Origin of the sequence: Neobacillus muris (assembly GCF_943193175.1) — a bacterium.
Taxonomy (GTDB): domain Bacteria; phylum Bacillota; class Bacilli; order Bacillales; family Cytobacillaceae; genus Neobacillus; species Neobacillus muris.
Genome location: NZ_CALPDF010000003.1, coordinates 23,217 through 45,999 on the forward strand (window position 1 = coordinate 23,217; position 22,783 = coordinate 45,999).

17 protein-coding genes, 1 other RNA gene and 1 other annotated feature are annotated in these 22,783 nt (G+C 43.4%); of the genes, 4 read left to right on the top strand and 14 right to left on the bottom strand.

Annotation, left to right across the window (positions count from 1 at the left end):
• The first annotated feature begins 74 nt into the window (after nucleotides 1-74).
• Nucleotides 75-1,343, top strand: coding sequence for a replication-associated recombination protein A (locus tag NFS43_RS02900; protein WP_251549302.1), 1,269 nt, complete (start codon nucleotides 75-77; stop codon nucleotides 1,341-1,343).
• Nucleotides 1,344-1,382: 39 nt separating this feature from the next.
• Here the strand turns inward: NFS43_RS02900 and NFS43_RS02905 are convergent, their stop codons facing one another.
• Both NFS43_RS02905 and NFS43_RS02910 read right to left on the bottom strand, forming a co-directional pair.
• Complete coding sequence (locus NFS43_RS02905) at nucleotides 1,383-2,333, bottom strand: ABC transporter permease (protein ID WP_251549304.1); 951 nt, start codon at nucleotides 2,331-2,333, stop codon at nucleotides 1,383-1,385.
• Nucleotides 2,326-3,252, bottom strand: coding sequence for an ABC transporter ATP-binding protein (locus NFS43_RS02910; protein WP_251549306.1), 927 nt, complete (start codon nucleotides 3,250-3,252; stop codon nucleotides 2,326-2,328). The genes NFS43_RS02905 and NFS43_RS02910 overlap by 8 nt, the downstream gene beginning before the upstream one ends.
• A 165-nt stretch (nucleotides 3,253-3,417) precedes the next feature.
• Between NFS43_RS02910 and NFS43_RS02915 the strand changes: the two genes are divergently transcribed.
• Complete coding sequence (locus tag NFS43_RS02915) at nucleotides 3,418-4,332, top strand: nuclease-related domain-containing protein (RefSeq protein ID WP_251549309.1); 915 nt, start codon at nucleotides 3,418-3,420, stop codon at nucleotides 4,330-4,332.
• A 333-nt stretch (nucleotides 4,333-4,665) separates the two neighbouring features.
• Here the strand turns inward: NFS43_RS02915 and NFS43_RS02920 are convergent, their stop codons facing one another.
• The 5 genes from NFS43_RS02920 to NFS43_RS02940 form a co-directional block, all read right to left on the bottom strand.
• On the bottom strand, nucleotides 4,666-5,433 hold the full coding sequence (locus NFS43_RS02920) for a tRNA threonylcarbamoyladenosine dehydratase (RefSeq protein ID WP_251549311.1): 768 nt from the start codon (nucleotides 5,431-5,433) through the stop codon (nucleotides 4,666-4,668).
• Between the two features lie 153 nt (nucleotides 5,434-5,586).
• A non-coding RNA gene (gene ssrS, locus NFS43_RS02925) (6S RNA) lies at nucleotides 5,587-5,784 on the bottom strand.
• Between the two features lie 67 nt (nucleotides 5,785-5,851).
• Complete coding sequence (aspS, locus tag NFS43_RS02930; protein WP_251549313.1) at nucleotides 5,852-7,624, bottom strand: aspartate--tRNA ligase; 1,773 nt, start codon at nucleotides 7,622-7,624, stop codon at nucleotides 5,852-5,854.
• Between the two features lie 11 nt (nucleotides 7,625-7,635).
• Nucleotides 7,636-8,907 (bottom strand): histidine--tRNA ligase, encoded by a 1,272-nt coding sequence (hisS, locus tag NFS43_RS02935; RefSeq protein ID WP_251549315.1) that lies wholly within the window; start codon nucleotides 8,905-8,907, stop codon nucleotides 7,636-7,638.
• Between the two features lie 125 nt (nucleotides 8,908-9,032).
• Nucleotides 9,033-9,271 (bottom strand) — a binding site (T-box leader).
• 60 nt (nucleotides 9,272-9,331) lie between these two features.
• Complete coding sequence (locus NFS43_RS02940; RefSeq protein ID WP_251549316.1) at nucleotides 9,332-9,508, bottom strand: hypothetical protein; 177 nt, start codon at nucleotides 9,506-9,508, stop codon at nucleotides 9,332-9,334.
• 174 nt (nucleotides 9,509-9,682) lie between these two features.
• Between NFS43_RS02940 and NFS43_RS02945 the strand changes: the two genes are divergently transcribed.
• Complete coding sequence (locus tag NFS43_RS02945) at nucleotides 9,683-11,425, top strand: N-acetylmuramoyl-L-alanine amidase family protein (RefSeq protein WP_251549318.1); 1,743 nt, start codon at nucleotides 9,683-9,685, stop codon at nucleotides 11,423-11,425.
• 119 nt (nucleotides 11,426-11,544) lie between these two features.
• Here the strand turns inward: NFS43_RS02945 and dtd are convergent, their stop codons facing one another.
• From dtd to NFS43_RS02975, 6 genes are all read right to left on the bottom strand, one after another.
• The gene (gene dtd, locus NFS43_RS02950; protein WP_251549320.1) at nucleotides 11,545-11,988 is read right to left on the bottom strand and encodes a D-aminoacyl-tRNA deacylase; all 444 of its coding nucleotides are present in this window, start codon (nucleotides 11,986-11,988) and stop codon (nucleotides 11,545-11,547) included.
• Between the two features lie 12 nt (nucleotides 11,989-12,000).
• The gene (locus tag NFS43_RS02955) at nucleotides 12,001-14,199 is read right to left on the bottom strand and encodes a RelA/SpoT family protein (protein WP_251549322.1); all 2,199 of its coding nucleotides are present in this window, start codon (nucleotides 14,197-14,199) and stop codon (nucleotides 12,001-12,003) included.
• Between the two features lie 288 nt (nucleotides 14,200-14,487).
• The gene (locus NFS43_RS02960; RefSeq protein WP_251549324.1) at nucleotides 14,488-15,000 is read right to left on the bottom strand and encodes an adenine phosphoribosyltransferase; all 513 of its coding nucleotides are present in this window, start codon (nucleotides 14,998-15,000) and stop codon (nucleotides 14,488-14,490) included.
• Nucleotides 15,001-15,002: 2 nt separating this feature from the next.
• The gene (recJ, locus tag NFS43_RS02965) at nucleotides 15,003-17,354 is read right to left on the bottom strand and encodes a single-stranded-DNA-specific exonuclease RecJ (RefSeq protein WP_251549326.1); all 2,352 of its coding nucleotides are present in this window, start codon (nucleotides 17,352-17,354) and stop codon (nucleotides 15,003-15,005) included.
• A gap of 102 nt (nucleotides 17,355-17,456) precedes the next feature.
• Nucleotides 17,457-19,721: a protein translocase subunit SecDF gene (gene secDF, locus NFS43_RS02970; protein ID WP_251549328.1), complete on the bottom strand. Its 2,265-nt coding sequence runs from the start codon at nucleotides 19,719-19,721 to the stop codon at nucleotides 17,457-17,459.
• A 131-nt stretch (nucleotides 19,722-19,852) separates the two neighbouring features.
• Nucleotides 19,853-20,149, bottom strand: a complete 297-nt coding sequence (locus NFS43_RS02975; RefSeq protein WP_251549330.1) for a post-transcriptional regulator — start codon at nucleotides 20,147-20,149, stop codon at nucleotides 19,853-19,855.
• A gap of 127 nt (nucleotides 20,150-20,276) precedes the next feature.
• Between NFS43_RS02975 and spoVB the strand changes: the two genes are divergently transcribed.
• Nucleotides 20,277-21,824 carry a stage V sporulation protein B gene (gene spoVB, locus NFS43_RS02980; RefSeq protein WP_251549332.1) on the top strand — a complete coding sequence of 516 codons (1,548 nt, stop codon included), beginning with the start codon at nucleotides 20,277-20,279 and terminating at the stop codon, nucleotides 21,822-21,824.
• A gap of 53 nt (nucleotides 21,825-21,877) precedes the next feature.
• On the opposite strand, the gene NFS43_RS02985 is transcribed toward spoVB, so the two are convergent.
• The gene (locus tag NFS43_RS02985; protein ID WP_251549706.1) at nucleotides 21,878-22,540 is read right to left on the bottom strand and encodes a DUF421 domain-containing protein; all 663 of its coding nucleotides are present in this window, start codon (nucleotides 22,538-22,540) and stop codon (nucleotides 21,878-21,880) included.
• Nucleotides 22,541-22,783 lie beyond the last annotated feature (243 nt).

Consider the following 22,783-nt stretch of genomic DNA (forward strand, 5'->3'; position numbering starts at 1 on the left):
CTAATATGCTTTTTGCTAAAGAAATGGTATTGTAGAATTAAGTTATTTTCTTATAAAATTTGGAGAGATGCATGATGCAGCAAAAACCATTAGCTTACCGGATGCGGCCAAGAACCATTGAAGAAGTCGCCGGCCAGCAGCACCTTGTTGGCGAGGGGAAAATTATCGCCAGAATGGTTAAAGCGAAACAGCTGACCTCGATGATATTATATGGGCCGCCCGGCATTGGAAAAACCTCCATTGCCAGTGCCATTGCCGGCAGCACAAAGTATGCGTTCCGGACGTTGAACGCGGTTACCAATAATAAAAAAGACATGGAGATTGTGGCCGCCGAGGCGAAAATGTCGGGGAAAGTGATCCTGCTCCTTGATGAGGTCCACCGGTTAGATAAAGCCAAACAGGATTTTCTCTTGCCCTATTTAGAAAACGGCATGATTGTGTTGATTGGGGCAACAACGAGCAACCCGTATCACGCGATTAATCCTGCCATCCGCAGCCGCTGTCAGATTTTTGAATTAAAGCCCTTGTCGCCAGATGACGTGAAAACCGTTTTGCTCCGGGCCCTTCAAGACGAGGAGCGCGGTTATGGAAAGCTACATGTCGAGGTGTCCAACGAAGCATTGGAACATTTTGCCCAGGGCTCAAATGGAGATGTTCGAAGCTCGTTAAATGCGTTAGAGTTAGCAATTCTTTCTACGGATCCGGATGAACAGAATGTCATCCACATCAACGTCCAGACTGCCGAGGAATGTTTGCAAAAGAAAAGCATTTCTGCAGATAAAGATGGTGATGCCCATTATGATGTCATTTCTGCCTTTCAAAAATCAATCCGCGGCAGTGACGTGGATGCTGCCCTCCATTATCTGGGCCGCTTGATCGAGGCGGGTGACCTTGTCAGCATCAGCCGCCGCTTGATCGTCATAGCCTATGAAGATATCGGCCTAGCGAATCCGCAAGCCGGGGCCCGGACATTAGCAGCGATTGAAACAGCAGAACGGCTTGGGTTTCCTGAAGCCAGGATACCTTTGGCCAACGCCGTTATTGAGCTGTGTTTATCGCCCAAATCCAATTCGGCGATTATGGCAATCGATGCAGCGCTCAGTGATATTCAAAAAGGAATTGGCGGCGAAGTTCCGGATCATTTGAAGGATGCCCACTTTAAAGGCGCTAAAGAGCTTGGCAGAGGAATTGACTATAAATACCCCCACAACTATGAAAACGGCTGGGTCAAGCAGCAATACTTGCCCGACAGAATTAAACATAAGCAATATTACGAGCCTAAAAAAACCGGTAAATTTGAGCAGGCGCTTGCAACCGTCTATGAACGGCTTTCACGCAAATAGAAAGGTGTCAGAGATTAGTTCCTGACACCCTTCTTATTGTTATGCGGCCACATCCCGTTTTTTGAAAACATAGAAGGATAAAAATAGAAATACGGCAAAATAGAACAACAGCATCAAAATGGAGAATGGCATCGTCATGCCTTCCAACATCGGGGTTCCTTCTATGTATTGCATTAAATCGGTGTTAGCAAACAAAATATATTTGGCCCAGCTGAATTTTAGGGCCAGCAGGCTGGTAAATTGTTCTCCGGTAAACAATAAAAATAACGATAAGCCGATAGCCAGTGAGCTGTTTCGGAATACAGTGGAAATCATAAAGGCCATTGTCACCAGCATCACCATACTAATGGAGCTCAAGCCATAGTAAATGAATAAATGGATCACGATATTTTGCTCGGTTACCCGGCCGTTATCATAGTTCAAATATGGCTGAGGATGATCTGGAAAGCCGAATAAAATCGCTCCTAAAATACTGGAGAACACAAACAAAATTCCAATCATGAATAGCGCATATAATAAAACCGTTACGTATTTTGACAATAAAATTTTCATTCGATTGATGGGCCGTATCAGCAATAGCTTGATCGTCCCCCAGCTAAATTCACTGGCAACGATACCTGCTGCTACAATAATGGTAAATAATCCTGCGAGGGTAATCAGTGTAGAAGCATCTTTAACAAAAGTCCATACATTATATTTTTCTCTCGCCGGGATATGGTGTTCAATCCGGTACTCATTAATCGCTATTTGTTTTTTATAATAATCTCTTTCAATTTTTGATTGGCTCTGACGCATCTGGCCATCGAGCGCCGTATTTTCTTCTTTAAGGGTCTGTTCCCAATTGGCATCGACTGAACCATTATTGGTGTTCTCCTGTGATTTATAAAACAGCGCTATGGTGCTGGTTATTATGATCAATAGGGCAATCATGACATACGTCCCGGGGCGTTTAAATATTTTCATCCATTCATTTTTGATTAAATTAACCACGGATCGCGCCCTCCTTTTCTCCTGTTACTTCAAGGAAACGGTCCTCTAACGTTTTGCCCGATTCTTTTATGCCGAAAATTTGGAAGCCTTCCTCAACTAATATTTTTACCAGGCCCGGAATCTCTAGTTTCCTAAGCTCAATCGTGACCCCGTCTCTGTAAGAAGTGATTCTTGCTTCAGGATAATGGTTTTGCAAGACAGCTAATGCCTGCTTGCTTGGTATCACTTCCAATTCGAAGGCTGTCCCGCTCCCCTGGATAAATTCCTTAATTTGCTGAACATCGACCAGCCGGCCATCCTGAATAATGCCGATACGGTCACACATCATTTCCATTTCAGAAAGCAAATGGCTCGAAACAATAACCGCCATGTTTTTTTCACGGGCGAGGCGGCGGACATAATCGCGAATTTCTCTGATTCCTGCCGGATCGAGGCCATTTGTCGGCTCGTCAAGGATTAATACCTGTGGATCATGCAACAGGCACTGGGCTAATCCTAACCGCTGCCTCATACCAAGGGAATAGGTTTTGACTTTGTCGTTGATTCGGTCGGTTAATCCAACAAGTTCTATGATTTCCGCAATTTTCTCTTTTGTGATGCCGGTTGTCATTCTGGCGTAATGAATCAGGTTTTGATACCCGGTTAAAAACTTATACATTTCCGGGTTTTCTACGATGGCCCCGATGTGTCTGACGGCCTCCTCAAAATCTGTTTTAATGCTCGCCCCGCCAATTAGGATGTCACCTTTGGTCATATCCATTAAGCCAACGATCATTCGGATGGTTGTGGTTTTTCCAGCACCATTTGGCCCCAAAAATCCAAATACTTCTCCTTTATTTACTTGAAAGCTAATATCGTCAATGATGGTTCTGCCTTTTATCACTTTGGTTACATTCTTAAGTTCGACAATTTGTTCCAAAACAGGTCTCCTCTCTTCACCAAATATCCTCTTTTTAGTTTACCTTAACAGATGACATCCTTCAGGCGAATTTTACAAAAAAATTACCAAAACTTTCATAGACGCTTTGATATTGTTTGCATATTTTTATATACAATGAAGGTAGCCTATGAAAGGATGTGGAAAATGGAGCTGTATAAAACCCGAACCGAGTCAACGGAATTAAAAAAAATGAGAATCTTATACAAGAGAATGGCTTTGACACCAGAGGAAAAGAAAACGTATTTGTTTCTCGAAAAAGGCTATGAAGGCGAATTACTGTTTGACAAGTTAACGGAAAAGCTTCAATGTGATGTGTATGTATTAAACGATTTATGCCTCAAGTATCATAACTCCTATTTTCAAATCGACACCTTACTTATCTTCCAAAAAAGTTTATTTCCGATTGAAATAAAAAATTATGAGGGTGATTGCTGCTACTCACCGGATAAGGATGCCTTTAAGATGTTGCCTGACACGGATATAAAAAATCCTCTGGACCAGCTAAAACGCTGCATGTCTTTATTCCGCCCTTTACTTCAAGGTCTAGGTGTGCAATTGCCGCTTGATGGTTATGTTGTTTTTGTTAATCCCCATTTTACCCTGTATCAAGGGCCCTTACACAAGCCGATTATTTATCCAACGCAGCTTGATAGTTTTTTGAATAGGTTAAATCGGATCCCTTCTAAGCTGGGCAGCCAGCACAAGCGGTTAGCGGACCAGTTGGTGGCATTACACCAAAAGGAAACTCCTTTCACCAGCTTGCCTGCCTATCGTTATGATCAGCAGAAAAAAGGGCTTTGTTGCAATAGATGTGATTCGTTTATGTTAACGGTTGGGGAGCAGGAAATAATATGTGATGTTTGCGGGGAGCATGAGGCAATTGAGACGGCTGTGGTCCGCAGCGTGGAGGAACTAAAGCTTTTGTTTCCGGAGATGAGGATTACAACTAATCTTGTTCATGAATGGTGTGCGGTTATTCCGTCGAAAAAGATGATTAGAAGATTCCTTTTACAACACTATAAAGCCATCGGGTATGGCAGGTGGTTATATTTTGAATGAGAAGACTTAACTGAAGCTTTTTAATAAGAATAGGTCACGTAGAAGACTCTACGTGACCTATTCTTGCTTTTTTCTCTGTTCTTGGTCATGTAGATCCTCTCTACGTGACTCACTTTCGCTTTTTACTCTATTCTCGGTCACGTAGAACCCCTCTACGTTACCCACTTTCGCTTTTTTCCCTGTTCTCGGTCACGTAGAACCTCTCTACGTTACCCACTTTCGCTTTTTTCCCTGTTCTCGGTCACGTAGAACCCCTCTACGTGACCCACTTTCGCTTTTTTCCCTGTTCTCGGTCACGTAAAAACAAGAGCATATACCACCTGCAAAGATTATCTATTTCTCATCCTTCACCCGGCTAATCTTAATATCCTTTAACAACTCCTGGACTACATAACTCGCCATAATCAAACCGCACACAGATGGAACAAACGCATTCGAGGATGGCGGCATTTTTGCCTTCCGAATCGGTGCTTGATCGTTTCCAACCACCTTGCGTACCTCTTCCCGTATCACAATCGGGCTCTCATCAGAGAAAACAACCGGAATCCCTTTTCTAATCCCCTCTTTGCGCAGCCTCGTCCGAATCACCTTAGCAATCGGGTCAGTATGCGTCTTCGAAATATCCGCAATCTGGAACCGTGTCGGATCCATTTTATTGGCCGCCCCCATACTTGAGATAATCGGGATTCCCCTCTTTAAGCACTCTTTCATCAGATGAATTTTATAAACAATCGTATCTGACGCATCCACTACAAAATCCAAAGGATAACTAAAAATCTGCTCATAGGTTTCTTCCGTATAGAACATCTTTAAAGAAATAACTTCACAATCAGGATTAATATCCTTAATCCGTTCCTCCATCAGCTCCACTTTAGGACGGCCAACAGTAGACAAAAGCGCAATCAACTGACGATTGACATTCGTAATATCCACATCGTCCTTATCAATTAAAATTAAACGGCCGACACCAGAGCGGGCTAACGCTTCAGCCGCAAATGAGCCGACACCGCCGATCCCCAAAACAGCCACCGTGCTGTTTTTCATAATCTCCAATCCTTCTTTACCAATCGCCAGCTCATTACGAGAAAATTGATGCAGCATAATGTTCCTCCAACTATCTACAAATTTAAACGATACATATATCATTTCACCCTAAAAAATATATCATACTTCCCCTTAAATACAAGTATCTTGATGGGGATTATGGATTTAAAAACAAAAAAACCTCACTGAATCAGGAGGTGTGAAATAGAAAAGAGTCCCAATGATGCCGTCGTTTTTAAATCCCTCGTTTTGATCCCGCACTCAGCAGGTGGGTGTCCTGTTCCAAATATTGTAAGTCCCCTTACTCGCAATGAGTGGGGCATTTACGCCATTTAAAAAACTCCAGACTCCCAATAATAAAATGTTCGGTCAAAACTTCAGGTTATACAACGTACATTTCAGGACTCTTCTTACTTGTACTTATATTAACATATTTTTATGCCGCCATCAAGATATCCACTAAACAGGATTCCCTTTATTTAGGAAGATTTAGTGACAAATGCAATTCATTTAATTGTGCCTCAGAAACCTCACCAGGAGCATCCGTTAACAGACAGCTTGCACTGGCCGTTTTTGGAAAAGCAATCGTATCCCGAAGGTTCGTGCTGCCGGCTAGAAGCATCACCAATCGGTCAAGACCAAGGGCAATTCCTCCATGAGGAGGTGTTCCATATTCAAAGGCATTAAGCAGGAATCCGAATTGTTCTCGTGCCTGCTCAGGTGTAAAGCCGAGGACTTTAAACATCTTTTCTTGAATATCGCGCTCGAAAATCCTCAATGAACCTCCACCCAACTCATAGCCGTTCAGGACGATATCATAGGCTTGTGCCCGTACTTTGGAAGGATCGGTATCCAAAAGCTCTAAATCCTCACGGAATGGCATGGTGAATGGGTGATGGGCTGCATAATAGCGGCCTTCTTCCTCATCGTATTCAAGCAGCGGCCAGTCCGTGACCCACAAGAAGTTGAATAAACTTTGGTCAATCAAGCCGAGCTCCTTGCCCAGCTTAAGTCTTAATGCACCCAAAGCATCAGCAACCACACTCTTCTTGTCGGCAACAAACACCAGCAAATCACCTTCTGAAGCTTCCAATGTAGCTTTCAATGACTGTCCGTCCTCTTCAGAGAAGAATTTGGCAATCGGCCCTTTAAGACCATCTGCCTCGGCCTTCACCCAAGCCAATCCTTTTGCGCCATAACGGGCCGCATGTTCACCTAAGGCATCGATGTCTTTCCGTGAATATTTGTCAGCAGCACCCTTTACATTGATCGCTTTAACCTGTCCGCCGTTTTGGACAGCACCAGCAAACACCTTGAAGTCTGAATCCTTCACGATCTCGGAAACATCAACAAGCTCCAGTCCGAAGCGGGTATCCGGTTTGTCAGAACCATACCGGCTCATCGCCTCCTGGTAGGTCATGCGCGGAAACGGCACAGAGACGTCAATGCCTTTTACTTCTTTCATCAACTGAGACATCATCCGTTCCATAAGTGCAATAATGTCTTCTTGGCTCAAAAAGCTTGTTTCAATATCGATTTGAGTAAACTCCGGCTGTCGGTCCGCACGCAAGTCCTCATCACGGAAGCAGCGGGCAATTTGATAATACCGTTCAACCCCGCCCACCATCAGCAGCTGCTTAAATATCTGCGGTGATTGTGGCAAAGCGTAGAACTCACCAGGATGCACACGGCTTGGAACCAAATAGTCACGCGCGCCTTCTGGAGTGCTCTTCGTTAAAATCGGTGTTTCGATATCTAAAAACCCTTCAGAATCAAGGAAGTTTCGAATATGTTTCGTCACCCGGTGACGCATTTTTAACGTTTCAAAAATGACCGGACGGCGGAAGTCCAAGTAGCGGTATTTCAAGCGGACATCCTCAGAAGCATCCGTTTTGTCCGTAATCATAAACGGCGGTGTTTTGGATTCATTAATGATTGTGACGTTTTCCGCTTGGACTTCAATGGTACCTGTTTTCAAATTTTCATTAATCGTTCCGGCTTCTCGGGCAACCACTGTTCCCACCACATCCAAAACGAACTCATTACGGATTTTCTCAGCCGTTTCCAATGCTTCTTTAGAAACATCGGGATTAAACACAACCTGTACAACCCCTGTCCGGTCCCGCAAATCGATAAAAATCAGGCCGCCAAGGTCACGGCGTTTTTGTACCCAGCCTTTTAAGGAAACTTTCTCTCCTACTGCTGATTCCGGAACTTCACCACAAAAATACGATCTCCCATATAACATGATAATCCTCCTTACCTTTCCATCCCCTGAATGTACTCAACAATGCCATCCAAATCGACTTCAACTTGGCCGCCTGTTGCCATATTTTTTACATTAATTTTTTTATTTTGAAGCTCTTCATCACCCAGAACCGCCACAAACTTTGCATTTAACCGGTCAGCGGCTTTAAACTGGGCTTTAATTTTTCGATCCAAATAATCCCGTTCTGCCGAAATTCCCGCCAAACGGAGCTTCTGCAGCAATCCAACGGTATAATCCTTGGCTTCTTCACCAAGGGCAGCTAAATAACAATCAATACCTGGATTGACTTCCCATTCGATTCCTTCTGCTTTTAGAGCAGCAATAAACCGTTCAATACTTAGGGCGAAGCCGATGCCTGGAGTTTCGGGGCCGCCAATTTCCTCTGCCAGCCCGTTATAGCGGCCTCCGCCGCAAAGCGTGGTAATCGCCCCGAAGCCCTCTGCATCGCTCATAATTTCAAAGGCGGTATGGTTATAATAATCCAGCCCGCGGACCAAGTTCGGATCGACTTCGAACGGAATATCAAGTTGGCCCAAATATTTTTGAAGTTTATCAAAATATGCTTTGGACTCTTCATTGAGATAGTCGATAATCGAAGGGGCTGATTTCATTAATTCATGGTCCCGGTCCACTTTACAATCGAGAATTCGCAGCGGGTTCTTTTCCAGACGGCTTTGGCAGTCTTTACAAAACTCTCCGATTCTCGGTTTAAAATGATTAATTAAAGCATCGCGGTGAGCAAGGCGGCTGTCTTTGTCGCCAAGGCTGTTAATAATCAGCTTTAATTTTTTCAAACCCATTTCCTTATAAAGATTCATCGCAAGGGAAATCACTTCTGCATCAATGGCCGGATCGTGGCTCCCTAATGCTTCGACGCCGAACTGGACAAACTGACGGAATCGGCCTGACTGCGGACGCTCATAACGGAACATGGGTCCCATGTAGTACAGCTTGACCGGCTGGTTGGCATTACCATACATCTTTTTTTCCACAAATGCTCTCACGGTAGAGGCTGTCCCTTCAGGCCTTAGAGTGATGCTCCGGCCGCCACGGTCCTCAAATGTGTACATCTCTTTTTGCACAATATCTGTCGTATCGCCGACACCGCGGGAAAACAGTTCGGTGTGTTCAAAAATGGGTGTTCGAATTTCCTGATATTGATATTTTTCACAAAGATCCCTGGCTTTATTTTCAATCAGCTGCCACAGCTCTACCTCTCCCGGCAGAATGTCCTGTGTGCCTCTAGGGATGTTAATCGACATTAGGGTATCCTCCTTTAGTTCCATGTTTAATAAAAATATATGTAGCAAGCACAGCTTCCCAGCGGTAAAGATGACTTCATTCTGCAGGCTTGAAAAATAAAAAAACTCCCATCCCTTGTCATTAAACAAGGGACGGAAGTTTAATCCGCGGTGCCACCCTAGTTGAAGAGTTCCAAAAAAGAGCTCTTCCTCTCAAACAGTTAACGCCTGCCACGTTCTTCCCCTACTAAAGCCAAACTTTTTCAGGGAGAAGCCTACGGAGTGTTCTTTCATTAAGATTCATGCAGAAATGCTTTCAGCCCGGGGCATTTCCTCTCTTTTCATGGAAGCTGCCTTAACTACTATGCTCCATCATTGGTTACTTTCAATATAGTATTTTATTTATATAATGATACGGAGCATCGATTCTAATGTCAAGATAGATTTAGGCTCTCCCTAAATGTTTTTTTAACTTTTTGACATCTCCCATCGTCAGCCCGAATTCTGAAGCCAGCTCAAATGTCGTCGATTCGTGCTCTTTTTGGATAAAGTCGTGAAAATCAACCCCAAAAAGCCGTCCTTCCATTGATTGCGCATTTCTTCCTTTTTCACTCATTCGCATCGCAAATCACTCCTCCAGACTCCAACTTTTATCTTAGTATGTCCAACTCCCATGAAGAAATTGCATCTTAATAGTCTATTCGTAGTTTTTTTGGCCTGATTTGCTAATTGAGGAATGATTTTCAGGGCTTATTCCGTTAAAATAAGTAGTGGACATTATAAGAAGGAGGGTTCTATGTTTCGAAAAAATATCATTCTACTGGCCTGTATCATTCTTGTTGCAGGAACCTTCCTGCCGTTGGGGAATACGATGGCTTCCAGTGGCTCGATTGTTATTGATACGGATATGGTCAATGTCCGGAGCGGGCCGGGCTTAAGTTATTCATTAGTGAAGCAGGCAAAACGGGGGGAAAAATATCCCGTCATCAAGGAAAAGGGTGACTGGGTCCAGATTCAGCTATCGGCCTTTAAAACAGGCTGGGTAGTAAATTGGTTAGTTGCAAAAGAGAACGGTGAACCTGCGAAGGCCGATCCCATCTCAAAAAATACGAGGGCCAAAGCAGCAACCGACCAATTGAGGGTCCGCTCTGGTCCAGGGACAAGCTTCCAAATCATCGGATTACTGGCTAAGGACGATGAGGTGCAAATCCTTGACCAAAATGAGAACTGGTATAAAATTGATTCCCAGTTTGGTGAAGGCTGGGCATCAAAGGAATTTTTCAATCTATCCGCTAAAACAACTGACAAAACGGAAACAGCTAAAAAAGATTTAGGGCAAGTTAACGGGGACATTCTAAATGTCCGTGAAGAACCGTCCAGCAAAAGCACCATCGTGGGCAAACTGACAAAAGGAACCAACGTGACGATCCTTTCACAAAAAAACAGTTGGACCAAGATTAGCTATTCCGCCTTAACAGGCTGGGTCAGTTCTGAGTTTATTGACCAGCAATCAGCAGCATCCGCTGGCACAGCAAAAAAAGAAACCAGTAACACAGTGGGAATGGTGACTGCAGACAGCCTGAATGTCCGCTCAGGGACATCCTACAACTCCAATATTGTAGGTACAGTGTCAAATGGAGAAAGCTACCCGATTGTTGAAGAGAAAAACAGCTGGATGAAGATTGAATATCAACCTGGCAGCTTTGGCTGGGTGGCCAGCTGGTATATGAATAAAACTTCTGGAAAAGCCAGCGATGGACAAGCTGGGAAGGCAAACAAGATTAGCATATTGCAAGATGGGACCAATATTCGAACGTCCCCAGATGTCCAGTCGGACGTCATGCTCCGGGCAGACGAAGGGGATCAATTTCCGGTTATCAGTGTGGCAAATGATTGGTATCAAATCAAATTGGATAGCGGAAAAACCGGTTATGTGGCCGGATGGGTGGTTACCGCCGATGGTTCTGCCCCAAACATTGTAAAAGCCGGTGCTGAAGGCTATCTGAAAAACAAGACGATTGTGCTGGATCCAGGGCACGGCGGCGGCGATAATGGAACGACAGGGGCAAACGGAACATTAGAAAAGGAACTGACACTCCGAACAGCCAAGCTTTTATATGATAAATTGCTCTCAGCGGGAGCGCATGTTTATCTAACTAGAAATAGTGACACCTTTATATCACTGCCTTCTAGGGTAAGAGCCGCCCAGGTCTACAATGCCGACGCGTTTATCAGTTTGCACTATGACAGCAATGAAGACCGCAGTGTCCAGGGAATGACGGGCTATTATTATCATTCCTTCCAAAAGCCATTGGCTACTACCGTTTATTCTGCAACAGTGGGACAAACAAAGATGAAAAGCCGCGGCGTCCGGTTTGGCGACTATCATGTGCTCCGTGAAAACAACAAAAATGCTGTATTAATCGAGCTTGGCTACCTGAGCAACCCCGAAGAAGAAATGACATTGAAATCCAGCGGCTTCCAGGAAAATGCAGCAACCGGCCTTTTCGAGGGATTGGCAAGATATTTTAAACAATAACGGAAATCCACAGGCTGGCGAATATAGAGGCGCAGCTGCACTTTTGCCTGATAGGAATTTTTCACTTTCCTATCAGCTAAATAAAGGCTTGGCACCAATTGAATTGGGCCAAGCCTTTTTTATGCTTTACTCTCCACTATTAACGTGACTGGACCGTCATTGGTCAACTCCACATCCATCATCGCACCAAAAACTCCCGTTTCAACATGGATTCCTTTTTCACGAAGCAATTGGTTAAAAGCCTCATAAATTTGAATCGCATGCTCCGGACGGGCCGCCTCAGCAAAGCTTGGGCGGCGCCCATTTCGGCAGTCTCCGTATAAAGTAAATTGCGAAACAGACAGAATTTCACCGCCAACATCCAGCAGGGACAAATTCATCTTTTGGGCTTCATCTTCAAAGATTCTCAAGTTCGCAATCTTTTCAGCCAGATAAGCAGCCTCACTTTCGCTGTCGTTGTGCGTGACACCAACCAGCAGGACAAGCCCTTTTGTAATTTGCCCTGTCACTTCCCCCTCCACGGTTACCCGGGCGGCCTTGCTCCGTTGAACAACAATACGCATATTTCTGACTCCTTAATTCATCATTCGGCGGACTGAGTAAATATCAGGAATTTGTTTAATCCGGTCAACCACCTTTTGTAAATGGGCGACATTGTGAATGGCAATTGTCATGCTGATGGTAGCCATTTTATTGCGGTCCGTTTTTCCGGTTACAGCATTTATATTGGTTTTCGTCTCATTTACCGCCTGAAGGACTTCATTTAACAAGCCTCTGCGGTCAAAACCGCTAATCTCAATATCGACGTTATATTCTTTCCGATCATTCAACGATGACTCCCATTCGACTGGAATCAGCCGTGACTGGGCATCATTCGAGTCGATATTGGTGCAATCAGAGCGGTGCACCGAAACCCCGCGGCCTTTTGTGATATAACCGACAATATCGTCTCCAGGCACTGGGTTGCAGCATCTTGACAAGCGGATTAATAGGTTATCAATGCCTTGAACCCGCACTCCAGATTCCCGTTTTTTCGAGGATTGGGGAACCGCCTTTAAGTCGGTAATTACATTAGCAATGCTTGCGGATTGTTCCTGATCGCGTTTTTTGCGCCACTTTTCAGTCAGCCGGTTTGCAACCTGAAGGGCCGTAACGCCGTTATACCCCACCGCTGCATACATATCCTCTTCATTGGTAAAATTGAACTTCTCCGCCACTTTTTTGAGATTTTCTGGAGTTAAAATTTCTTTCACATCAAACTCCATGCTGCGAATTTCTTTTTCTACCAGCTCTTTGCCTTTTTCAATATTTTCTTCGCGTCGCTGCTTTTTAAAGAAGGCGCGGATTTTATTTTTGGCCTGCGAGGTTTGCGCCAGCTTGAGCCAATCCTGGCTTGGTCCATAGGAATGTTTAGAGGTTAGTATTTCAATAATATCCCCTGTTTTCAGCTTATAGTCCAGCGTCACCATTTTTCCGTTCACTTTTGCGCCAATAGTTTTATTGCCAATTTCCGAGTGAATCCGGTAAGCAAAGTCGATCGGCACGGAGCCGGATGGCAATTCAATGACGTCGCCCTTTGGCGTAAAAACAAATACCATGTCAGAAAACAGGTCGATTTTTAAGGACTCCATAAATTCTTCGGCATTCGCTGTATCGTTTTGGAACTCAAGAATTTCTCTAAACCAAGTTAGCTTCTGTTCAAACGTTGAGCTATCGCTGACCGATTTTCCTTCCTTGTATGCCCAGTGGGCGGCAATACCGTATTCGGCAATCCGGTGCATTTCAAATGTACGGATTTGCACTTCCAGCGGGTCTCCCTTTGGGCCAATGACTGTCGTATGCAGAGATTGGTACATATTAGGCTTTGGCATTGCAATATAATCTTTAAATCGTCCCGGCATCGGTTTCCATAGCGTATGGATGATACCTAATACGGCGTAGCAGTCTTTAATGCTATTGACCACAATCCGAACAGCCAACAAATCATAAATTTCACTGAATTGCTTATTTTGCAAGGCCATTTTTCGGTATATGCTGTAAATATGCTTTGGACGTCCAGAAAGTTCGGCTCTTATGGAAACTTCTTCTAAACGCGATTTAACCCCGTCAATGACATCATCAAGATATTGCTCGCGTTCTTCCCGCTTCTTCTTCATTAAGTTGACAATCCGATAATATTGCTGAGGATTTAAATATCTTAAGGCGGTGTCCTCCAGCTCCCACTTAATTTTGGAAATACCCAAACGGTGAGCTAAAGGGGCGAAAATCTCAAGTGTCTCGTTTGCAATCCTGCGCTGCTTTTCAACAGGCAGATGCTTCAGGGTCCGCATATTATGCAGACGGTCAGCAAGCTTAATTAAAATGACCCGAATGTCCTGGGCCATAGCAACAAACATTTTCCGGTGATTCTCCGCCTGCTGCTCTTCGTGCGATTTATATTTAATTTTTCCTAATTTCGTTACACCGTCTACCAGCATAGCCACTTCGTCATTGAATTCAACCTCAAGATCTGTCAAGGTTACCTGAGTGTCTTCAACAACGTCATGCAGAAAGCCTGCCGCTACCGTCGCCGGATCCATCTCCAAATCTGCCAAAATGCCGGCAACCTGAATGGGATGAATGATATAGGGCTCGCCTGATTTTCGATATTGGTCACGATGAGCATATTTGGCGTATTCATACGCTTTTTTGACTAATTCCACATGCTCCTCATTTAAATATTTCCTGGTTTTGTCAAGGACTTGGTCGGCCGTTAACACTTGATCATTCGCCATGAGATCACCTTTATTTTCTATCTCAATTTAGTTTGTTCACACAAACTAGAGTCTGCCTGATTATCTATAAGGATAACGTTTAGCAATATACTTATATATCCATTCATTCTATAAAAAATTGTTACTATTTTAGAATGATTGTTACTATTATCGAAAAAAATAAGGAAGATGTAAAGTAATTGAGACATATTTTCTACAAATATTGAAAAAATCTGTCGAATTTGAATGAAGCTGCAAGAAATCATTAACAAAGAGAGCACTCTAAAAACGAGTGCCCTCATCGATAAATTAATACTGCATGAGTGTTAAAATATCATATCCATTTAGTTTGTTTCGGCCTTCTAAATAGGCTAGCTCAACAAGGAAAGCAATGCCCGCTACGACTCCGCCCAACTGTTCCACTAACTTAATGGTCGCTTCAATAGTACCGCCTGTTGCAAGAAGGTCATCCGTAATGAGGACGCGCTGGCCCGGTTTAATGGCATCCTTATGAATGGTTAAAACATCTTGGCCATACTCCAGTCCATAGCTGACTTTAATCGTTTCACGCGGAAGCTTGCCTTCTTTGCGGACCGGAGCAAATCCAACACCCAGTGCATAGGCAACCGGACACCCGATAATAAATCCCCTTGCTTCCGGCCCGACGATTAAATCAATTTGTTTATCTTTGGCATATTCAACAATACTGTCCGTTGCATACTTATATGCCTCGCCATTATTCATTAACGGCGTAATATCTTTGAAAACGATCCCTTCCTTTGGATAGTCTTCTACAATGGCGATAAATTGTCTTAAATCCATTCTTAAATTGCCTCCTCAGTTTTCACTGACTCCTGAATGGCTTGATCAAACCAATCTTTCAACTCTTGATAAGAGGACAATAATAAATCTCTTTCAAGCGCATAATGGACCTGTTTTGTTTGGTAGATTTTTGAGTCAGTTAAATCACGCTTTTGCGATTGTTTATTTAAACTAATGAATCCATTGTTTATTGTAACAAAATCCAGTTCAGAAAACACCTGTGACATAAAAACAATTGTTTCCCGCTTCCACCCCCGCCGTTTAGCAATATCATCCGCATAACGCTTTAAATCAATGGGGCCAAATTTCATGAGAAACCCATAATACCATTTAAAGTGATCGCGATTAGGGATCATGCTAAAGAAATCACTGGATTCCTTATAGAAACAAGCATAAATTCTTGAAGGCCGGGCGCCCTTCAACAAATGGAGCAGGATGTCTTTAGACGGAGGAAAATCAGCTAATACCAAGCTGACATGATTAGCATGAAAATTCAGCGCTGCTTGGACATCTTCTATTAATACTGCTTCTTCCTTTAATTTATTATCTAGTTTTTCAAGATTTCCCCTGTTAAAAACAATGATTTTTTTATCCATAGAAGGCACCAATCGCCCTAAGCTGCCTAACTGGACCTGGCCGCGGCAATCAAATAGCTGCCAATCGTTTATGGCCATATCCTGAACAAAGATTTGTGGTTTACGTATATTGTTCCATTCATTAACGGACAATTCACCAATTAAAGAAATTTTCGCAGCAGGCGAGATTTCATCCACTAACGGGCCTAATCCAAAGCCAATCCCATCAAGGCTTGCCCCATTGTCATTTAATAACACCTTTAAATGGCTTTGGTCACTGCCAATTTTCCTTATATTTGAAATCTCCGCATTTTGTATTAAAACCTTCGGCTTGGCGTTGTCCATGCCAAAAGGAGATAATAAATTCATCTCCTCAAGGGCCGTTAAATCCACTTCTTCCAGACTGACCTCCAAGTCCAAAAATGTCACAGGAACAAAGTCCTCGTCTGTTAAAACCGAGTCAGCCAGCTCATTTAACCGGTCCCTAAGCACATCAACATCATCCAGGTTTAGCGTCATTCCCGCAGCCATTGGATGTCCGCCAAAATGAGGGAGAATGTCCCTGCAGGCGGACAGATTTTGAAACATATCAAATCCGGCAATACTTCGAGCGGAACCCTTTGCCAAGCCCTTTTCTTTGTCGAAGCTTAAAACAATGGTTGGACGGTAATATTTTTCCACAAGTCTGGAAGCGACGATTCCTATTACTCCGGCGTTCCAGCCTTCTTTCCCCACAACCAGGACCTTATTGGCATCATCCAAATAATGTTTTTCTACCTCATCCATCGCTTCATCCGTAATGGCATTCACAATCGACTGGCGCGTTTTATTCAAGGCTTCCATTTCTTCTGCCAATTGTTCTGCTTCAATCGGGTCTTGAGTAAGAATAAGCTCAACGGCCAAATCAGCATCAGCCAGCCGGCCGACGGCATTGATCCTCGGCGCAATGGAAAAACCAATCGTTTCCTCGTTGATTGACATCGAGTTCACACCGGCAATCTTTAAAAGCGCTTTTAGGCCGACATTGTCCGTACTCTTTAGATTTTGCAGCCCCTTTTTGGCAATCAGGCGGTTTTCATCCTTCAAAGAAACTAAATCGGCAATTGTTCCGATAACGGCGATTTCAAGCAAATGGTCCGGCAGCTTGCCATACAAGGCGTGGGCTAATTTAAAGGCAACACCCACTCCTGCAAGCTCACGAAACGGGTACACGCTGTCTGGAAGCTTAGGATGGATGATGGCCAAAGCCTCTGGCAAAACAGGACCCGGTTCATGGTGGTCGGTAATGATCAGGTCGAGCCCAAGGTCTTTGGCTACAGCAGCTTCATGAACAGCAGCTATCCCTGTATCGACCGTGACAATTAATTTAATGCCGATTTCGGCCGCATGGCGAAACGCAGCTTCATTGGGGCCATACCCTTCTGTAAACCGATTAGGGATGTAAAACTGAACATTGGCACCTAATTCACGAAGCGTAATCATTAAAACTGATGTACTGCTGACTCCATCAGCGTCATAATCTCCATATATAAGAATGGGTTCCTGCTTGTCAATGGCAAGACGGATCCTGCTTACAGCTAAGTCCATTCCTTTCAGTAAATACGGATCGTGGAATTCATCTTTTCCAAATAAAAAATACCGTGCAGAATCAACGGTATCTAATCCACGATTGACAAGAAGCGATGCAGTTAGAGGCGTAATGTTTAACTCAGTTTCTAGTTTTTTGACTAGATATTGATCAGGTTCTTGAACAACCCATCTTGTTTTCGACTTTAACATACCTTACCTTCACCTCTTTAGACTTTCTTATTATACAGGAGCCTAAGGGTTGTTTCAATAAGAAAAGCGGAAGCGCATGAAAGGCACTTCCGCTTAAATCCACTATACTTGTGGCTGATCGCTGTATTTCTTCTTTTCTTTCACCGTTTTGATAGGGCCGTTCTTTTTCAATTCGCGCACCTTCAAAACATACCAAACTGGTCCTGCGACACAGATAGAGGAATAAACCCCAATCAATAATCCAACAAGTAAGGCGATCGAGAAATTGCGAATCGCTTCACTTCCAAAGATAAGCATAGCAACAACGGTGATGAGTACCGTTAACACTGTATTAAGAGAACGTGCTAATGTCTGGCGGATACTGACATTCATGACCTCGGCGATTTCTTCCTTTGTTTTCAGGCGCCTCTTTTTATGCATGTTTTCTCGCATCCGGTCAAAGGTGACAATCGTATCATTGATGGAATAACCAACAATCGTTAGAACCGCTGCAATGAACGTCAAATCCACTTCAAGCCGGGTGATGCTGAAGAACGCCACCATGAAGAACGCATCATGCAGCAGCGAAGCGATCGCTGCAACAGCCATAGAAAATTCAAAACGGATGGTCGTATAGATGACAATTCCAACAGAAGCAATTAACAAGGCTTTAATTGCATTTTTAGCCAGTTCTTTTCCGACTGTTGGTGACACTGTACTGACATTTGGTTCATGGCCAAATTCTTTATTAAGCTCCGTTTTGACCTCAGCAATCTTATCCTTAGATAATACCCCAATCAATCTAGCAGCAGCAATTTCATTTTCGTCGCCCGATATGACAATATCATCGGAATTCAAGTCTAATTTTTCAAGGACTGAATCCACTTTTTCTGTTGTCAGCGGTTTGTCGGATACCACTTCTATCCGGGTTCCACTTGAGAAGTCAATAGACAAATTCAATTTGAACACAATGAGAACAATTAATCCAGATGCCAGGAGAATCCCTGAAATCGTGAAAAACGTCTTCCTCGGCTTAACAAAGTCAAGCTTGTCAAACCGGGTTGGCAGATCTAACGTATCGACATTCTCAGAAAGATCTCTGATGTCAGATTTTTTGACACCAAACCAGCCTGATTTCTTTTTAAACAACCCGCTCTGAACCCATAAACCCAGCAATAGACGAGAACCGTAAACGGCAGTTAGGAAGCTCATCAAAATACTGATAATCAACATGGTGGCAAACCCTTTTACTGAGCTTGTCCCGTAGAAGAACAGTACGGCTGCTGTCAAAATCGTTGTCAGGTTCGAGTCAAGGATTGATGTGAATGCATTTTTCTCCCCCGCCTGGAACGCTGATTTGAGCGACTTGCCAACCTTCAATTCCTCTCGTATTCGCTCATAGGTAATGATATTGGCATCGACCGCCATACCAACCCCGAGGATGACCGCCGCAATACCCGGCAGCGTGAGAACACCGTTCATCCAATCGAAGATGAGCAAAACCAAGTAAATATAAATGCTTAAAGTGATCGTCGCGATGAATCCTGGGAAACGGTAATAGAAAATCATAAACAAGAAAATGACTATAACACCGATAACCCCGGCTAAAATCGTTTCATTTAAAGCCTGCTCACCGAATTTTGCTCCGACTGAAGTAGAGTATACCTCATGCAGTTTAACCGGCAATGCCCCGGCGTTTAACAGGGATGCCAGATTTTTTGCTTCTTCGGCTTTGAAATTGCCGACAATCGAAACGGTATTTTGATTAAACACTTGATTTACAGTTGGGGCTGACAAATATTTAGGATCTGTTTTAGCAGCCTCGGTTTTAAAAGAATCCTTTCCTTCTTCAAAATCAAGCCAGATGACCAAAACGTTGTTTGGTGCCTTATTTAAAATCTCTTGGGTGACATCTTTAAATTTTTCAGCACTCTTTAAAGTAAGGGAAACGCTTGGTTTGCCATTTTCGTCAAAGGTCTGCTTCGCGCCGCCTTGTTTTAGGTCCGAACCATCCATCATCAACTTATCGTCGGCATCACGGAAAGTCAGATTGGCTTGGGTGGACAGGATCTCCCGTGCCTCATTTTGGTCCTTTACCCCAGCAAGCTGGACACGAATCCGGTCTTTTCCTTCAATTTGGATAACCGGTTCACTGACCCCCAGTACATTGATACGGCGATCCAATGCTTCAGCTGTATCTGCCAAAACATCTTTGTCAATTTTCTGGCCTTTTTTTGCAGGCTGCACTTCGTATAAGACCTCAAAACCCCCTTGGAGATCAAGGCCGAGTTTGATATTGTTTAAGATATTCTTGGTGGTTGCCCCCATTGAACTGCCAATTAACAAAATCAGCAAAAAGAAAGCAACAATTCTACTGCGCTTTACCATTATGTAGTGTCCTCCTTAAAGACTGCACGTGCACGGCACGATACCAAAAAGCTCCCATCTTAATATAAAAAATCACTGCTTACATTATGGAATAGTTAAATAGTACTGTCAATTTCATTATTAGAAAATTGTTATTTTAAAAGTTCCTTTAATTCATTTTCATCATCGAATGAGAATTCTGAAGTTTTATAGGATTCAATGGCTGTAAAGTTCATATAGTCACCAATCTTGACTGAGAGAATATCATCAATTATTTCGTAAAGCTTGATGTCTTCCGAGATCTTTTTCCACTTTTTCTTTTTCATGAATTCCCAAAGTTCTGATTCTGCAACCGAATCATAGCCCAAAAGGCGAAATTCCTCAAGTTTGCTGACAATGGCAGGCTGTACTTGCGTGCGAAACTGATCATAAATATGGCTTTTTTCCATCTAAATCCTCCTTAAGGAGAAACTCCCCCTTATTTAACTATCCAACAACTTGTCATGCTTTGTCCATCATGGAGCATATAGATAATTGTATATGATATCGCCTATTTTGAGAAGGTGGGAAGAAGGTATGTCAAAGTTTTTAAAGGGTACATTTATCTTATTAATCGCCGGCTTCATTACCCGGGTACTCGGGTTTATCTATCGAATTGTCCTTGCACGCAGTATCGGAGAAGAAGGCGTTGGACTATATATGATGGCATATCCAACCTTTATACTCGTCGTCACCATTGTCCAACTGGGCCTGCCAGTCGCGATTTCCAAAAATATCGCTGAAGCAGAAGCACGGGGAGACTATGGTGAAATAAAAAAAATATTGGTCGTGTCACTGGCCACCACCATTAGCTTGGCTGTTATACTCACGCCTGCGCTGCTTCTTCTGGCACCGATGCTTTCCACAACCCTGTTTACTGACGAAAGAACAGTTTATCCTTTAATGGCCATCACCCCGGCCATCCCAATTATAGCCGTTTCTTCCGTCATTAGAGGATACTTTCAAGGGCGGCAAAACATGCGGCCCTCCGCCTTGTCGCAAATTTTTGAACAGGTTGTAAGAATTACCTTGATTGCCGTCATGACCAAAGCATTCCTGCCTTATGGTGTCGAATATGCTGCTGCCGCTGCCATGGCCGCCTCCGTCCTTGGCGAATTGGTTTCGTTGATCTATCTGACGACCACCTTCAAAATAAAAAAGCGATTCAAGCTGAGGACTAAATTTTTTCAGTTTGTCCAAAAAGGAAAGCAGACGTTTTCCAGTTTAATGGAGATCGCCTTGCCGACAATGGGGAGCCGGATGATTGGCTCTGTCTCTTGGTTTTTTGAACCGATTGTGGTCGCTCACAGCTTAGCCATCGCCGGTGTACTCTCGGTGGATGCCACCAAACAATACGGGGCCCTGACCGGCTATGCCATGCCATTGTTGATGCTGCCATCTTTTGTCACATATTCATTGGCAACCTCTTTAGTGCCAGCCATTAGTGAAGCCAATTCCCAAAAAAACAACAAGTTGATTGGCTACCGGATTCAGCAGGCATTGCGATTTACGTTTTTAACCGGTGGACTGGCTGTCATTGTTCTGTACGTTTTAGCTGACCCGCTAATGGAGTTGATGTATGGTTCCACAAAAGGGTCTTATTTTATCAGGGTAATGGCTCCATTCTTCCTGTTTTATTATTATCAAGGTCCTTTACAGGCCGTACTGCAAGCACTTAATCTTGCCAGGGCAGCCATGATTAATAGCCTTATTGGGGCAGTCGTGAAAACGGCCGTTATCTTTTTGCTTGCCTCACAGCCTTCCTTTGGCATAACCGGTGCGGCTTTGGCCATTGTCCTTGGATTTGTGTTAGTCACCATACTGCATCTTGCTACCGTTTTAAAAAGAATTGCCTTTCCCTTTTATGTCCGTGACTACTTAAAGGGGTTTCTGGTTATGGGAGCTGCCGGCTGGATTGGTTATTGGCTATTTAACCATACATTTTTGGGAGAGGCTTTAGTGATAAGGACTTTGGCAGCCACTGCCGGTATGGGCCTCTCTTATTTGGCGCTGCTGCTTATATTGGGATTGATTAAGCGGGATGAGCTTCAGAAGCTTCCTTGGATCGGACATTTGTTTTCATAGAGACAGGAATGGGCAGCCCCCATCAATGCAGTGTTGCGGGGGCCCCCCTAAACTTAGGTCTCATCCTTTAAATCAATAAAAAATTTTCCGTTTTCAAAGCTGCAAAAAGAAATTTTCTTTAAATCACGGTAACCTTGTTTTTTTAATTCCTGACGGAGCCATAGATTCGTCTTATGAATTTTTTTCAAATTCTCCTCATCAATATTGCCATCTAATATTAACGGCATTGTGATGTCCCCGTTATTTTTGTTTTTTTTCCCGCTGTCCGGTTTTTCTATAACAGATAAACTCCCGGATGACTCCAGGATCGCGAACTCAACATCAGCGATACTCCGGACATCTTTTTCTCTTAGCTGAGTTAATAAGTCATCAAAATTGTAGCGTTGATTCCGCATAGCCTCTTCGTCAATCTTTCCCCGATTAATAATAATGCTTGGCTTTCCGTCCACAAAGTCCCGGAATCTCTTGCTTTTAAGGGAAATCATCGAGGAGGAAATCTGAATGGCCATTAACAATAACATCGGTATGACCGTATGGATCAATGGCCGATCAAATTCATCGATAGCTATAATCGCCATTTCACCGATCATGATAAACACAACCAAGTCCAATACACTTAATTCCCCTATTTCCCGTTTACCCATTAACCTAAAAATCGCAAGTATCAGTAAATAGAAAAATATCGTCCGGAAAATGATATTCAAATAATCTTCCACTTTTAGAACCGCTCCTTTTGTTGCATTCAGATTTATTATCAACAAGGACAGTGCAAATCATGAAAGGAAAAATCTCTCAAAAAGCAGGGGGAACTGACAAAATTTAATTCTACTTTTCCGTGAAGGCGAATACGCTTGTACTAGGTAACAAATGTTGTCTGAAAGACAGGCAGAATAGGAAATGGCTGCTTAGTCTTTTAGGCAGTTGAAGGGGGAGAGAAAAATCGAATCAAAGAGTTTAGG

What these genes read in the sequence shown, in the direction of transcription:
- NFS43_RS02900 (WP_251549302.1), top strand. Translation starts at nt 75, where the DNA reads ATGCAGCAAAAACCATTAGCTTACCGGATGCGGCCAAGAACCATTGAA.
- NFS43_RS02915 (WP_251549309.1), top strand. Translation starts at nt 3,418, where the DNA reads ATGGAGCTGTATAAAACCCGAACCGAGTCAACGGAATTAAAAAAAATG.
- NFS43_RS02920 (WP_251549311.1), bottom strand. Translation starts at nt 5,433, where the DNA reads ATGCTGCATCAATTTTCTCGTAATGAGCTGGCGATTGGTAAAGAAGGA.
- aspS (WP_251549313.1), bottom strand. Translation starts at nt 7,624, where the DNA reads ATGTTATATGGGAGATCGTATTTTTGTGGTGAAGTTCCGGAATCAGCA.
- hisS (WP_251549315.1), bottom strand. Translation starts at nt 8,907, where the DNA reads ATGTCGATTAACATCCCTAGAGGCACACAGGACATTCTGCCGGGAGAG.
- NFS43_RS02940 (WP_251549316.1), bottom strand. Translation starts at nt 9,508, where the DNA reads ATGCGAATGAGTGAAAAAGGAAGAAATGCGCAATCAATGGAAGGACGG.
- NFS43_RS02945 (WP_251549318.1), top strand. Translation starts at nt 9,683, where the DNA reads ATGTTTCGAAAAAATATCATTCTACTGGCCTGTATCATTCTTGTTGCA.
- dtd (WP_251549320.1), bottom strand. Translation starts at nt 11,988, where the DNA reads ATGCGTATTGTTGTTCAACGGAGCAAGGCCGCCCGGGTAACCGTGGAG.
- NFS43_RS02955 (WP_251549322.1), bottom strand. Translation starts at nt 14,199, where the DNA reads ATGGCGAATGATCAAGTGTTAACGGCCGACCAAGTCCTTGACAAAACC.
- NFS43_RS02960 (WP_251549324.1), bottom strand. Translation starts at nt 15,000, where the DNA reads ATGGATTTAAGACAATTTATCGCCATTGTAGAAGACTATCCAAAGGAA.
- recJ (WP_251549326.1), bottom strand. Translation starts at nt 17,354, where the DNA reads ATGTTAAAGTCGAAAACAAGATGGGTTGTTCAAGAACCTGATCAATAT.
- secDF (WP_251549328.1), bottom strand. Translation starts at nt 19,721, where the DNA reads ATGGTAAAGCGCAGTAGAATTGTTGCTTTCTTTTTGCTGATTTTGTTA.
- NFS43_RS02975 (WP_251549330.1), bottom strand. Translation starts at nt 20,149, where the DNA reads ATGGAAAAAAGCCATATTTATGATCAGTTTCGCACGCAAGTACAGCCT.
- spoVB (WP_251549332.1), top strand. Translation starts at nt 20,277, where the DNA reads ATGTCAAAGTTTTTAAAGGGTACATTTATCTTATTAATCGCCGGCTTC.